This window comes from Pseudomonas sp. R3-41 (assembly GCF_054161485.1).
Map to the genome: position 1 here is coordinate 3,714,771 of NZ_CP096421.1, position 13,466 is coordinate 3,728,236.

The 13,466-nt window shown below is 60.1% G+C and carries 12 protein-coding genes; 5 read left to right on the forward strand and 7 right to left on the reverse strand.

Annotated elements, in window-relative coordinates; genetic code table 11:
• Positions 1 to 69: 69 nt before the first annotated feature.
• The 5 genes from M1D99_RS16415 (at position 70) to M1D99_RS16435 (ending at position 4,141) form a co-directional block, all read left to right on the forward strand.
• Positions 70 to 927 carry a GNAT family N-acetyltransferase gene (locus M1D99_RS16415; RefSeq protein WP_434570394.1) on the forward strand — a complete coding sequence of 286 codons (858 nt, stop codon included), beginning with the start codon at positions 70 to 72 and terminating at the stop codon, positions 925 to 927.
• Between the two features lie 49 nt (positions 928 to 976).
• The gene (locus M1D99_RS16420; protein WP_434570396.1) at positions 977 to 1,684 is read left to right on the forward strand and encodes a cupin domain-containing protein; all 708 of its coding nucleotides are present in this window, start codon (positions 977 to 979) and stop codon (positions 1,682 to 1,684) included.
• 86 nt (positions 1,685 to 1,770) lie between these two features.
• Positions 1,771 to 1,992, forward strand: a complete 222-nt coding sequence (gene tatA / locus M1D99_RS16425) for a twin-arginine translocase TatA/TatE family subunit (protein WP_411384662.1) — start codon at positions 1,771 to 1,773, stop codon at positions 1,990 to 1,992.
• Positions 1,993 to 2,139: 147 nt separating this feature from the next.
• Positions 2,140 to 3,129 carry an ornithine cyclodeaminase family protein gene (locus M1D99_RS16430; protein ID WP_434570398.1) on the forward strand — a complete coding sequence of 330 codons (990 nt, stop codon included), beginning with the start codon at positions 2,140 to 2,142 and terminating at the stop codon, positions 3,127 to 3,129.
• Positions 3,130 to 3,169: 40 nt separating this feature from the next.
• Positions 3,170 to 4,141, forward strand: coding sequence for a threonine/serine dehydratase (locus M1D99_RS16435; protein WP_434570400.1), 972 nt, complete (start codon positions 3,170 to 3,172; stop codon positions 4,139 to 4,141).
• A 92-nt stretch (positions 4,142 to 4,233) separates the two neighbouring features.
• Here the strand turns inward: M1D99_RS16435 and M1D99_RS16440 are convergent, their stop codons facing one another.
• From M1D99_RS16440 to M1D99_RS16470, 7 genes are all read right to left on the reverse strand, one after another.
• On the reverse strand, positions 4,234 to 5,313 hold the full coding sequence (locus tag M1D99_RS16440) for a tartrate dehydrogenase (protein WP_411384665.1): 1,080 nt from the start codon (positions 5,311 to 5,313) through the stop codon (positions 4,234 to 4,236).
• A 34-nt stretch (positions 5,314 to 5,347) separates the two neighbouring features.
• Positions 5,348 to 6,805: an NAD-dependent succinate-semialdehyde dehydrogenase gene (locus M1D99_RS16445; RefSeq protein ID WP_434570402.1), complete on the reverse strand. Its 1,458-nt coding sequence runs from the start codon at positions 6,803 to 6,805 to the stop codon at positions 5,348 to 5,350.
• Positions 6,806 to 6,936: 131 nt separating this feature from the next.
• Positions 6,937 to 8,094, reverse strand: coding sequence for an acetylornithine deacetylase (gene argE / locus M1D99_RS16450; protein ID WP_434570404.1), 1,158 nt, complete (start codon positions 8,092 to 8,094; stop codon positions 6,937 to 6,939).
• The gene (locus M1D99_RS16455) at positions 8,091 to 9,932 is read right to left on the reverse strand and encodes an ABC transporter ATP-binding protein (RefSeq protein WP_434570406.1); all 1,842 of its coding nucleotides are present in this window, start codon (positions 9,930 to 9,932) and stop codon (positions 8,091 to 8,093) included. The genes argE and M1D99_RS16455 overlap by 4 nt, the downstream gene beginning before the upstream one ends.
• Position 9,933: 1 nt before the next feature.
• Positions 9,934 to 10,809: an ABC transporter permease gene (locus M1D99_RS16460; RefSeq protein WP_207965653.1), complete on the reverse strand. Its 876-nt coding sequence runs from the start codon at positions 10,807 to 10,809 to the stop codon at positions 9,934 to 9,936.
• Positions 10,806 to 11,762: an ABC transporter permease gene (locus tag M1D99_RS16465; RefSeq protein WP_186728398.1), complete on the reverse strand. Its 957-nt coding sequence runs from the start codon at positions 11,760 to 11,762 to the stop codon at positions 10,806 to 10,808. Before M1D99_RS16465 ends, M1D99_RS16460 begins: the two co-directional genes overlap by 4 nt.
• Before the next feature lie 40 nt (positions 11,763 to 11,802).
• Positions 11,803 to 13,449: an ABC transporter substrate-binding protein gene (locus M1D99_RS16470; protein ID WP_434570408.1), complete on the reverse strand. Its 1,647-nt coding sequence runs from the start codon at positions 13,447 to 13,449 to the stop codon at positions 11,803 to 11,805.
• Positions 13,450 to 13,466: the final 17 nt, after the last annotated feature.

Below are 13,466 nucleotides of genomic sequence, written 5' to 3' on the forward strand. Positions count from 1 at the left end.
AGGTGAGATACCCATACTTTCAGCGGAGAAATCCGACCGGTCACGCTCCCTTGTCCATGGAGATCTGTCATGTCCAACTCGCAACGCCCTGTCTATGCCTACCGCCCCATGACCGCTGCCGATGTGGCGGCGGCCCATGCCTTGTCCGTGCAGTTGAAATGGCCCCACCGTCTGGAAGACTGGGCCATGCTGCAGCGTGTCTCCCAAGGCTTTGTCGTAGAGGACGAAGGGCGTCTGATCGGTACCGCGTTCACTTGCCCGCAGGGTGATTACGCCACGATTGGCCTGGTGATCGTCAGCGATGAGTACCAGGGCCAGGGCATCGGGCGCAGATTGATGGAACTGGCGCTCGAAGCGTGCGGTTCGCGGACCGCGGTGCTCAATGCGACGTTGGCCGGCGCGCCCCTTTATGCCAGCCAGGGATTCGTTGACTTTGGGCATATCCAGCAGCATCAGGGCAACGTATTGCCCCCTGCCTCCACGGACCTGCCATCCGGTGAGCGCCTGCGCCGCCTGGCCGACACCGATCGAAACGAGGTGATCGAACTCGCCAATGCCGGCAGCGGCCTGGACAGGCATACCGTGCTCAACGATCTGTTCGACAGTGTCGACGACGTCGTGGGCATCGAGCGCGATGGACAACTGCGCGGATTCGCCATTCTGCGTCCCTTCGGCCGCGGTCGTTACATCGGCCCGGTCGTGGCAGAAAATCCAGGGCAGGCCAGGTACTTGATCGCCGTGTTATTGGCGCAAGTACCGGACGCTTTCGTGCGCATGGATGTACTGCCCGACAGCGGCTTGGGTGCCTGGCTGGAAGAAGCCGGGTTGAAACAGGTCGACACCGTCGCCCAAATGGTCCGCGGGACCCCGCCCCAGGCCAGCGGCGGCGTACATCAATTTGCGCTGGTGACCCAGGCCATCGGCTGACGCCCCTCCATCACCGCTATACCATCCACTCTCCTGGAGAAACACCCTCATGCTAGAACCCACTGCCGTGCTGCTGGCCCATGCCAACGGCACTCCCGCGTCCACGGCATTCACCCGCGGCTCATTGGGCGCCAACGATCCTTTCGACCGGCAGATCGCTTATGTCGGGACCGATGACATTGCTGCCGGCATCGTCCAAGCGAGCGGGCAATTCAGCACCGATGACCACCCCTACAGCGAAACGATTGTTGTCCACGCGGGACACGTCACCCTGCAGAGCCAGGAGCACTCGCTCGAACTCAATCCGGGTGACAGCGCCGTGATTGCCCGCGGCACATCGGTTCGGATCGAGGCGCAACCGGGTTCGCTCTGGGCATTCTGTGCCGATATCCAACCGGTTGAAGCCGGCAACATAGGGCTGACCGCTCTCCCCCCGCACACCCTGCTCTCCCCTTCGACGCCTCCGAGTGAAGAGTTCCTGCTGAGCCCGACGCCACAATGTCGCTCGAACAACTTGTTCGTCGAGGACGCGACCAACCTGCGCATCGGCATTTGGGATTCGACCCCTTATACCCGCAAGGCGCGGCCACATACGATGCATGAATTGATGCACCTGATCGAGGGCTGCATCATTCTCCAGATCGCCGGCGGGACCCAACTGGCGGTCAACATGGGCGATACGGTGTTCGTACCGCTAGGCGCTCCCTGCGCCTGGAAGAGCAGCGTCTATGTGCGCAAGTTCTACGTCTGCAAGTAACCCGAAGCGTATCAGCGCCGGCAGATGAGTTGTCCTCTGCCGGCGCCCACCCCAATACCGATCACATCACTCGCGGAGTAAAGACAATGGGATTAGGTGGCTTCAGTATCGGAAAATTGCTGATTATCCTGGCGATCCTGGTCCTGCTGTTCGGCACCAAGCGCCTGAAAGGCCTGGGGACGGATCTTGGGGACACGATCAGGGGATTTCGCAAATCCATGGACGAGGATAAGCACGGTCCCGAAGCCCCCGGGGACTCGATTGACGCTCAGGCGCGCACGCTCGAAGCGTCGGCCAAAAAATCATAAGTTTTTATTCAAATCCGCTTTAGCGGAATCTCTTCCTCAAGGTCGCCTGGATCCCTTCCCAGAGCTGAAAACCTTCTTTCTCCCGCCAGCGTGATTAGGCCCGTATAGCGTATGCCCGTGATTTAAAGCACAGCGAGGTAACGTAAATTGAAAACACTGTTGCTGACAAAAGAAGAAGTTGCCAGTTTGATATCGATGAAGGAAGTCATAGACGCTGTGGCGCAGGCATACAAAGCGTTCAACAGCGAGCAAGTTGTACAGCCCGACTATATCGGGATTCACCTCCCGCCGCCTCGTGGGGAAATCGATTTCAAGATTGGTTATTGTAAAACCAATGAACTGATCTCCATGAAGGCCTCTTCAGGAGGATTCATAGACAATCCGGCAACTCACGACGTACCTAACAGCATGGGGACTGTTCTCCTGTTTGACGCGAGGAGCTGTGCGTTGATTTGCGTCATGGATGGGAGTTTACTCACCCACCTCAGAACCGGAGCCTCCGGAGCCATTTCGGTACAAGTACTGGCAAGAAAGAACTCGAGGAAAATTACAACCATAGGCACCGGAAACCAGGCCCGAATGCAAATCCGGGCAATCCGCGAGGTTATGGACATTGAAGAAATCCACGCGTGGAGCAGAAATCCGGATGCCCTTTGCCGATATAAAGTGGATATCGAGCGTGAGTTTGGCATTCCCGTGATCGTGGCGAACTCGAAGAAAGAAGCTGTCGAGCAAGCTGACATCTTGATTACCACGACCCGTGGAACAGGATCGCTTGTCGAAGCGGGCTGGATAAGACCGGGTACACATATCATCGCTATTGGTACGGATCAAAAAGGTAAACAAGAGCTGGATCCCGCGATATTCAGGCATGCAAAAATCGTGAATGACTCGATTTCGCAATGCATCGAAAAAGGTGAAACGTGGCATCCGTTAAATAAGGGAATCATTGTCAAGTCCGATATCCATGGAGAGATCGGCGAGATATTGCTGGGCATAAAGCCCGGAAGGGAAAGTGATGAGGAAATCACTGTTTTCGATTCTACGGGCATGGCCATACAGGACAACACGAGCTCCGAAAAAATCTACCGAAACGCGTTAGAGAACAACGTCGGGACTTTTTTTGGTTTTCTTTGAACTCAGTCATTCAACACTAAGATCTGGAAAGGTAATTACTATGCGTGACTATCCAACGATCAACGATATAAAAGAAGCCCAGGAACGGCTGAGACCTCACATCAGGCATACACCGCTATTACGTGCAGAAAAAATAGAGATTGCCGTGGGTTGCCAGCTCTATCTGAAACCGGAAACATTGCAGATTACCGGGGCTTTTAAAATTCGAGGTGCTCTGAACAAGACACTTTCGTTACCCAGGGATGAGATCGCCAATGGCATTATTGCCACCTCGTCGGGCAACCATGCCCAAGGGCTTGCCTACGCGGCCCGAATGCTGGGGGTGAAAGCGATATTGGTGCTACCGGTTACCACTCCAAAAATCAAAATTGCCAATACCATGGCGCTTGGAGCGCAAGTGATTCTTTTCGATGGCGACACGGCTGCCAGATGGAAAAGAGTGTATGAAATCGCCGAAGAAAATAACTATGCAGTCGTTCACGCGTTTGAAGATCCTTTGGTGATGGCCGGTCAGGGGACAATCGGCTGCGAAATACTGGAGGATCTGCAAGATGTCGATACGGTCATCATCCCCATGGGCGGCGGTGGCCTTATTTCGGGCATTGCCACGGCCATCAAGGAAACCAGGCCATCGGTGCGCGTAGTCGGCGTAGAGCCTGCCTTAACGCCAAAGTACTACCAGAGCAGGATAAACAAAGAACGTACGACGCTACCGCTGAAAAATACCATCGCGGATGGGTTGAGAATCAGCGTCCCGGGGCAGAATCCATACCCGATTATCGAGCGGTACGTGGATGAGATCATTCTGGTTGAGGAAGAGCACATCATTGAAGGTATGCGTGTCCTGGCCAAGGATGCAAAATTGATAGCCGAGCCCGCCGCAGCGATTGGTATCGGGGCTTTGTTGGCGGGTGCAATCAACGTCAAGCCGGATGAAAAGGTTTGTGTGGTGTTGACGGGCGGAAATTGGGACCTGTGCGACCTGGCCGAAATATACAAGGCTGTCGAGTAGTTTGCGTCCTGGGACGCGCCCCAAAAAAAAGCCCGCAGTGAGACGGGCTAAAGAGTGACACAACAAGAATCAATACCGGGCGTTGCCTCGGCTCAAAGCGCCGCGGCGATCGCCGCTCCAACCTCCTGGGTCGAACCTTGCCCGCCCAGGTCAGGCGTAATCGGCCCCTCTGCGATGACCTGCTCGATGGCCCTGAGAATACCGTCATGAGCCGCACGATAACGCTCATCGCCGTTGCCAAGGAAATCCAGCATCAAGGCCCCAGACCAAATCATCGCAATCGGATTAGCGATGTTCCGTCCATAGATATCCGGCGCCGAACCATGAACCGGTTCAAACAGCGAGGGAAAACGTCGCTCCGGGTCGAGATTGGCCGACGGCGCGATGCCGATGGTGCCAGCGCAGGCCGGCCCGAGGTCGGACAGGATGTCGCCGAACAGGTTCGACGCCACGACCACATCGAAACGATCAGGCTGAAGCACGAAGCGCGCACACAGAATGTCGATGTGTTGCTTGTCCCAAGTGACGTCCGGGTACTGCTGCGCCATGAGGGCCGTGCGTTCGTCCCAGTACGGCATGCTGATGGAAATGCCGTTGGACTTGGTCGCCGCGGTCAGGCGCTTGCGCGGCCGGGTCTGGGCCAGGTCGAAGGCGAACTTGAGGATCCGGTCCACGCCACGGCGGGTGAACACCGACTCCTGCAGCACGAACTCGTGCTCGGTGCCTTCGAACATCTTGCCGCCAATCGAAGAATATTCGCCCTCGGTGTTTTCGCGAATCACCACGAAATCGATGTCCCCGGCTTCGCGCCCTGCCAACGGGCACGGCACACCGGGAAACAACCGCACCGGACGGATATTCACGTACTGGTCGAAGTCCCGACGAAACTTCAACAGCGAACCCCACAGGGAAATATGATCCGGCACCTTGTCCGGCCAGCCCACGGCGCCAAAATAAATCGCGTCGAAGTCCTTGAGCTGCTCGAACCAGTCGTCGGGCATCATCTGCCCGTGCTCCAGGTAATAATCGCAGTTGGCCCAGTCGAGCACTTCAATGCTCAAATCCAATTGCCATTTCTTTGCGGCCTGCTCCAATACCCGCAACCCTTGCGGCAAGACTTCCTTGCCAATGCCGTCGCCGGCAATCGCGGCGATTCTGAATGGTTTGCTCATCAACCGTGCCTCCTCTCTTCAAACGCTGACCGGATCACAACCCACCCATGTGGAAGGCTTTGACTTCAAGGAATTCGTCCAGGCCGTACTTGCTGCCTTCACGCCCCAGGCCCGATTGCTTGATCCCGCCAAAGGGCGCGACGTCCATGGAAATGAGCCCGGTATTGAGACCGATCATGCCGAACTCCAGCGCCTCGCCGAACCGCCACGAGCGGCGCAGGTCCTGGGTGAAGAAATACGCGGCCAAGCCATAAGGCGTTGCGTTGGCCGAGGCCAGCGCCTCTTCTTCAGTGCCAAAGCGCATCAGCGGCGCCACTGGGCCGAAGGTTTCTTCGTTGGCCAGCAGCATCCCGGCATGGGTTTCGCCGAGCACCGTCGGCTGGACGAACTGGCTGTCGCCCTGGGGAATCTCACCACAGAGTAGACGAGCGCCCTGGCTCAAGGCCTCGTCGATGTGTCGAGCGACCTTACTGACCGCCGCCGCATTGATCAGGGGACCTATGTTTACGCCGTCATCCTGGCCATCGCCGACCTTGAGCTTGCCCACCTCCTCCACCAGGCGCTGGGCGAAGCGCTCATAGATCCCATCCTGCACCAGGATTCGGTTGGCGCAGACGCAGGTCTGTCCCGCGTTGCGGAATTTGCTGAGCATGATGCCGGCCACCGCCTGTTCCAAGTCGGCGTCGTCGAACACGATGAACGGCGCGTTCCCCCCCAGCTCCAGGCTCAAGCGCTTGATGTGCTCCGAACTCTGGCGCATCAGCAGCCGACCGACCGCGGTGGAACCGGTAAAGGAAAGCTTACGCACCGTTGGGTTGCCGGTCAGCTCTTCACCAATGCCGACAGGCATGCCAGTGACGACATTGAACACCCCGGCGGGAATGCCGACCCGCTCGGCCAGCACGGCCAGGGCCAAGGCCGACAGTGGGGTCAGGTCCGACGGCTTGACCACGATCGTGCAACCGGCGGCCAAGGCCGGCGCGCACTTGCGGGTGATCATCGCGTTGGGGAAGTTCCACGGGGTGATCGCGGCGCAAACGCCGACCGGTTGCTTGAGGGTCAGCAAGCGGCGGTCACCGCTGGGGGCCTGGATGGTTTCGCCGTAGACCCGTCGGGCTTCTTCGGCAAACCATTTGACGAAGCTGGCACCGTAGCGAATCTCGCCCTGGGCTTCCGTCAGCGGCTTGCCCTGTTCGCAGGTCAGGATCAACGCCAGGTCGTCGAGGTTGTCGATCATGGCCTGATACCAACGATCCAGCAGCGCCGCCCGTTCTGCCGCCGGACGTGCACGCCAGGCCGGCCAGGCACGGTCGGCGGCTTCGACGGCGCGCCGGGTTTCGCTGCCTTGTATCGCCGGCACCTTGGCGAGCACTTCGCCAGTGGCCGGATTGATGACGTCCAGGGTCTCGGCGTTGTCGGCGCCGACCCATTGACCGTCGATGTAAGCGAGTTCTACCAGCAGGCTGGGGTCTTTCAGGCGATTCTTGAGCATGGCGTGGAGTCCTGTTCTGAGACAGTCTCCAGTCTATTGAGTCGCCATGGATGAGGATGCTGAAAACGCCGGTCCTACAGCCGTCGAATGCTGAAAATCAGCATTCGACGGCAGGCTTTACCGTGGCACGATTAGATGCGCATCGAGCCCAACAGCCCCTGCAGAAAACGCTCGCCTGCGACCAGTTGGCTGATCTCGATGAACTCGTCAGGCTTGTGCGCCTGTTCTATCGAGCCTGGGCCACAGACCACCACCGGCACGTCCAGGCGTTGCTTGAACAACCCGCCCTCGGTGCCGAAGGAGACTTTGGCGGTGCCGGTGTCCGGGGCGGCAAAGTTTTTCAGGAAACGCACCGCGTCGACGCTCGGATGGGTATCGAGGCCCGGGTAGACATTCAAGGTCTCGATTTCGATCGCGGCCACGCTGGAGAGCTTCTTGGCTTCGCGCACGATCAGTTCGGCCCGCTCGCGCATCTGTTCGAGGAACCCGTCCAGGTCGTCCGCTGGCAAGTTGCGCACTTCGAAATCCAGGGTGCACAGGTTGGGCACGATGTTCAGCGCCTTGCCGCCGACAATCTGGCCGACATGCACGGTGCTGTAGGGCACATCGTAATCGGTATCCCGTGCCCCCTGCTCTTGCAACTGCTGCTGGCTCTGGCGCAGCGCGGCGATGAAATCGCAGGCCACGTGAATCGCATTGACCGAACGCGGTGCGAGTGAGGAATGCGCTTCCAGGCCGCGACAGTAGGTGCGGTAGGAACCCTTGCCCTTGTGCCCGAGCACGAACTGCATATTGGTCGGCTCGCCGATGACGCACAGAAACGGCCGAACCGGTGCCAGGTGCAGCACATCGAGCAAACGACGCACCCCCACGCACCCGATCTCTTCGTCATGGGACAACGCCAGTTGCAATGGCCGGCTCAATGGCTGTTCGCTGGCATCGAGCATGGCGTCGATGGCCAGTGCGATAAAACCCTTCATGTCGCAACTGCCCCGACCATAGATCCGCCCTTCCCGCACCGTCGCCTCAAACGCCGGGACAGTCCAGGCCTGCCCCGCCGCCGGCACCACGTCGGTATGACCGGACAGGAGGACCCCCGGCACGTCCCGGGGTCCGGTGCTGGCAAACAGATTGGCTTTCTGGCCGCTTTCATCCTGGACGATCAGCGACTCGATGCCCTTGGTCAGCAGCAGATCGCGTACGTACTCGATCAAGGCCATGTTCGATTCCGAAGAGACGGTATCGAAGGCCATCAGCCGCTTGAGAATCTCCAATACACGGGGTTTCATGCGTACGCCGCCACGGTCAGATTGTTCGATTGCTGGGTTTTCATCAGTTCGGCGCTGTCGTGATGGCAGAGGATTTCGCTGCCGCCGACAATCATCCGCCGCTGCGGCGCGACGCAATTGCACAGCCCGTCTACCCGCACCGGGCAGCGACTGAGGAAGGTACACAGCCCGGGCACGCTGGCTTTCGGGCCAACGGGCGGCAGCGTCTGGCAAGTCGTTGCGCCGCAGGTTTCCAGCCAGCCCTGGCGCAGCTCCGGTACGGAATGGATCAATAGGTCGGTATATGGATGGAACGGCGCCTCGGCATAGGATTGGCGGCTACCGGCCTGGACCTTGTGCCCGCTGTACATCACCACGATGTCGTCGCACAAGGCGCGCACGGTGGAAATGTCGTGGCTGATGAACAGATAGGACACTCCCAGTTGCTGGCGCAGATCGCGCAGCAGTTCGAGAATCGCCGCGCCGACCACGGTGTCCAGCGCCGAGGTCACTTCGTCGCAGAGGATCAGGTCCGGCTTGGCCGCCAAGGCCCGGGCCAGGTTGACCCGTTGCTTCTGGCCGCCGGACAGTTCGTTCGGCCGCCGGTCCGCCATTGTGCGCGGCAAACGCACCAGGTCCAGCAATTCGCCGATACGCTCGCGCAACGCCGCGCCCTTGAGGCCGAAGTACATCTTCAGCGGACGGCTCAGGATCGTGCTGATGCTGTGCATCGGGTTGAGGGCAGTGTCGGCATTCTGAAAGACCATTTGAATGCGTCGGAACTGCTCATTCGTGCGCGACGACAGGCTGCCCCCCAGGGGCTGGCCATCGAAGGTCAGCCCGCCAAGGGCCGGCACCAGCAATCCGGCCACGACCCGTGCCAGGGTCGATTTGCCAGAACCCGACTCGCCAATGACGCCAATGGCCTGGCCTCGGCGAACCGTCAGGTCGATGTCTTCCAACACCCGAATCGCTGGCATGCCCTGGGCGTTCTTGTTGCCGTAGCCGGCGGTCAGCCCTTGGATAGTCAGCAGTGGCGTGTCCTGGGCGATGTCGCTCGGCGGACGGATCGTCGTGTCCGGCCGCGCCGCTGCCAACAAGCTGCGGGTGTATTCGTGGGCCGGAGCCTTGAGCAAAGGCGCCGTGGCGCTGTGTTCGAAGATTTCGCCGCCATTGAGCACGACGATCTGGTCAGCCATCTGCGCCACGACGGCGAGGTCGTGGGACACATAGACGGCCGTGGCCCCCCGTTCACGCACCACCCGTTTAAAGGCCCGCAGCACATCGATCTGGGTCGTCACATCCAGGGCCGTGGTCGGCTCGTCGAGCACCACCAGCAACGGATCGCTGATCAGCGCCATGGCCGCCATCACCCGTTGCAATTGTCCGCCGGACACCTGGTGGGGATAGCGCTGGCCGATGCGCTCAGGGTCTGGCAAGGCCAGGTCGCGGAACAACTCGATGGCCTTGGCCTCAAGCACGGCCCGGCTACCCAAGTCATGGATCAGCGCGCCCTCCACCACTTGATCGATCAGTTTTTTCGCCGGGTTGAACGCCGCGGCGGCGCTCTGGGCGATATAGGAGACCCGATTGCCGCGCAACTTCTGCAACTGGCTTTCGCCCAACGCCAGCATGTCATGCTCGCCGATTTGCACGACGCCGCCCGCCAGCCGACACCCGCGCCGGGCATAACCGAGCAGCGCCAGGGCGATGGTGGTCTTGCCGGAACCGGACTCGCCGATCAACGCCAACACTTCACCCTTTTGCAGGGAGAAGCTGACGCCCTTGACGATGTCCACCTCACCACGCTCGCCACAGGCGACCACGCGCAGGTCCTGTACTCGAATCAACTCGCTCATTTCAATGACCTCCCGAACGTCGGCTACGTCGCGACGACAACCGGTCGATGAACAGATTCACGCCGATGGTCAGGGTGCCGATGGCCAGTGCTGGAATCACGATGGCCGGTGCCCCTTGATTGAGCCCACCGATGTTCTCGCGCACCAGCGAGCCCAGGTCGGCATCTGGCGGTTGCACGCCCAGCCCCAGGAAACTCATGCCACTGAGCAGCAGCACGATGAAACCAAAGCGCAGGCCCAGGTCCGCCAGCACCGGGTTGAGGATGTTCGGCAGGATTTCCACGCAAGCGATGTACAGGCGACGCTCGCCCCGGGTACGGGCCACTTGCACGTATTCCAGGGCCTCGATATTCACCGCCATGCTGCGGGCGATGCGGAAGGCGCCGGGGGTGTAGCTCAACACCGCCGTGCAGATCAGCAAGGTGACCGAAGAGCCGAAGGCCGAGACCATGATCAGCGCGAGCATCTTGCTGGGGATCGAAATGAACGCGTCCATCAGGCGACTGATCAACTCATCCAGCCACTTGGGCGACACCACCGACAGCAATGCCAGACTGGTTCCCAGGGTGCTGGACAACACCGCGGCCACCAACGCCAGGCCGACGGTGAAGCGCGCGCCGACGAGGATCCGGCTGAGCATGTCGCGGCCCAGGTAATCGGTGCCTAACGGATACGTGGCGCTGAGGCTGTCGAACACGTTGTCGGAGACCACCTCCCCCACCGGATGTGGCGCCAGCCACGGGCCGAAGATGGCCACCAGCAACCAGATCACACACATCGCAGCACCGACCAGGCCCAGCCAGGACTTGGCGTGGGCGTCTTTGCCCAACCCCAGCGCAACGGCCGCCGTCGGGGACTTCACAATGAGGTTGTTCATTGGTTTCTCAGCCTCGGATTGGACAGTATCGCGCACAGGTCGGCAATCAAGACCAACGCCAGGTACGCCGTACAAAACAACATGGTGCAGGCCTGGACCAGAGCCATGTCGCGGTTGGTCACGGCATCGACCATCAGGCTGGCGATGCCGGGATAATTGAAGATCGTTTCGACGATCACCACCCCGCCCAACAAGTAGGACAGGCTCAGGGCGATGGCATTGGCGATGGGGCCGATGGCATTGGGCAAGGCATGCCGAAGTACGATGCGGATATTGCTCACGCCTTTGAGCCGGGCCATTTCCACGTAAGGGCTGTCGAGCTGATCGATCACCGCCGCCCGGGTCATGCGCGACATTTGCGCGACAATCACGCAACACAGCGTCATGACCGGCAATGCGTAGGTGCGCATGAATTGCCAGGGTGAGGTGATGTCACTGGCGTAGGACAGCGCCGACAACCAGCCCAGGTTCACCGCGAAGATCAGCACCGCCAAGGTGGCGACCAGGAATTCCGGCACCGCCACCATGGTCAAGGTGAAAAAACTCAGGAAGCTGTCGATGCGCCCGCCCCGGCCCATGGCCGAACCGATGCCCAGGGCCAAGGCCACAGGCACCGACACCAACGCGGTGGCAGCCGCCAGCATCAACGTGTTGGGGACCCGGCCGGCCATCAGATCGATGACCGGCATGGCGTTGGACATCGACATGCCCAGGTCACCGCTGAGCAGGCTCGTCAGCCAGTGCAGGTATCGCAACACACCGGGCTGGTCCAAACCCATTTTCGTCCGCAGGGCCGCCACCTGTTCTGGCGTGGCGAACTGCCCCAGCGCCTGTTGCGCCGCGTCTCCCGGCAGTACCGCCGTGATGGCGAAGACCACCATGGAGACAATCAACAAGGTCACGACCGCCGCCCCCAGGCGGCGGCCAATCAACCAGAGTGTGTTGCTATTCATCATCCGACCCTCATGCAATATGGCCCAAACCCGACGTTCATCAGGCGTCCAGCCAGACTTGCTCGGCAAACATGTAGCCCATGAAACCGCCCAGGGGATTGGCGCCATAACCCTTGACCCGCTGATCGGCGCCATCGATGTTGCTGATGAACACCGGTACGCCAATACCGCAGTGCTCATGCACCAGCACTTGCATGTCGCCGTACATCTTGCCGCGCTTGGCCTCGTCGGTTTCACCGCGGGCCTGGATCAACAGTTGGTCGAACTGTTCGTTTTTCCAGCCGGATTCATTCCACGGTGCACTCGACTGGAAGAACTGCGAGAACAGCATGTCGGCATTCGGCCGTGGGTTGATGTTGCCAAAGCTCAGCGGGTGCTTGGCCCAGTGGTTGGACCAATAGCCATCGCTCGGCAGGCGGTTGACGTTGAGCTTGAGCCCGGCCTCCTTGGCGGACTGCTGCAGCAACACCGCGACGTCCACCGAGCCGGTCGCCGCTGGCGAGCACATCAGCGGCATGCTGATGTCTGCCATGCCGGCCTTCTTGAGCAGGAACTTGGCCTGTTCCGGATCGTAGGCCCGTTGTGGCAACTCGGCGTTGTAAAAGCGTGCGCCGGGGGCGATCGGGTGGTCGTTGCCGACCCTGGCGTAACCCCGGAAGATCGCTGACTTGATCTGTTCCCGATCCAGCAGCAGCTTCATGGCCTGGGTGAATTCCGGGCTTTTGCCAGGCATCTGGTCCTGACGAATGATCAAGTCAGTGTAGTTGCCCGACGGTGAGTCAATGACCTGGTGCTTGGCGCTGGCCTTGATGCGAGTGGTCGAACGCGGGTTGACCTCGTTGACGATGTGCACGTCCCCCGACAACAGGGCGTTGATCCGCGACGATTCGTCGGCGATGCCGATGAATTCGATTTCGTCCAGGTACGGCAAGCCGGGTTTCCAGTAATTGGTATTGCGAACGCCAATGGAACGCACCCCAGGCTTGAACTCCTTGACCTTGAACGGACCGGTACCGACGCCCTGGCTGAAATCGCTGGTGCCTTCGGGAACGATCAGCATGTGAGAAACGGCCAGCACCGACGGCAATTCAGCGTTGGGGCCGGTCAACTGTATCTGCACTTCATGGGTGCCGACGGCTTTGACGTCGGCGAACTGCGACGCCAGCGGCAAGACCTTGGAGCCGGTGATCGGGTCCTTGTGCCGCAACAACGAAAACACCACGTCGGCGGCGGTCAGTGCCTTGCCATTGTGGAAGGTCACTTCCTTGCGCAGGCTGATCACCCAGAGCGTGGCGTCGGTGGTTTCGATACGCTCGGCCAGTTCCAGTTGCGGCACCATGTGGCTGTCGAAACGCGTCAGCCCGTTATAGAACATGTAATGGCGCACATAGTCGGTGGACGACGAACCTTTGGCCGGGTCCAAGGTGTCGGCGGTGGAGCTGGTCGAGCCTGCGACACGGATGCGACCGCCAGGCTTGCCTTTGCCAGGGGTTGCGGCCTGCTCATCGGCGAACAACTTGCCGGCGGCGCCGAACAGGCTACCCGCGCCCGCCACCGTCACCCCGGCCAATCCGAGCATTTGCAAAGCATTGCGGCGCGACATGCCGCGATTGAGCCCTTCGAAGATGCGCAGACTTTCCGTACCTGTTATCAGCTGGGTGTCGATACTGTTTTTCTTGTCAGTCATGTCAGTTCTACCTTTCG

What these genes read in the sequence shown, in the direction of transcription:
- M1D99_RS16415 (WP_434570394.1), top strand. Translation starts at nt 70, where the DNA reads ATGTCCAACTCGCAACGCCCTGTCTATGCCTACCGCCCCATGACCGCT.
- M1D99_RS16420 (WP_434570396.1), top strand. Translation starts at nt 977, where the DNA reads ATGCTAGAACCCACTGCCGTGCTGCTGGCCCATGCCAACGGCACTCCC.
- tatA (WP_411384662.1), top strand. Translation starts at nt 1,771, where the DNA reads ATGGGATTAGGTGGCTTCAGTATCGGAAAATTGCTGATTATCCTGGCG.
- M1D99_RS16435 (WP_434570400.1), top strand. Translation starts at nt 3,170, where the DNA reads ATGCGTGACTATCCAACGATCAACGATATAAAAGAAGCCCAGGAACGG.
- M1D99_RS16440 (WP_411384665.1), bottom strand. Translation starts at nt 5,313, where the DNA reads ATGAGCAAACCATTCAGAATCGCCGCGATTGCCGGCGACGGCATTGGC.
- M1D99_RS16445 (WP_434570402.1), bottom strand. Translation starts at nt 6,805, where the DNA reads ATGCTCAAGAATCGCCTGAAAGACCCCAGCCTGCTGGTAGAACTCGCT.
- argE (WP_434570404.1), bottom strand. Translation starts at nt 8,094, where the DNA reads ATGAAACCCCGTGTATTGGAGATTCTCAAGCGGCTGATGGCCTTCGAT.
- M1D99_RS16455 (WP_434570406.1), bottom strand. Translation starts at nt 9,932, where the DNA reads ATGAGCGAGTTGATTCGAGTACAGGACCTGCGCGTGGTCGCCTGTGGC.
- M1D99_RS16460 (WP_207965653.1), bottom strand. Translation starts at nt 10,809, where the DNA reads ATGAACAACCTCATTGTGAAGTCCCCGACGGCGGCCGTTGCGCTGGGG.
- M1D99_RS16465 (WP_186728398.1), bottom strand. Translation starts at nt 11,762, where the DNA reads ATGAATAGCAACACACTCTGGTTGATTGGCCGCCGCCTGGGGGCGGCG.
- M1D99_RS16470 (WP_434570408.1), bottom strand. Translation starts at nt 13,449, where the DNA reads ATGACTGACAAGAAAAACAGTATCGACACCCAGCTGATAACAGGTACG.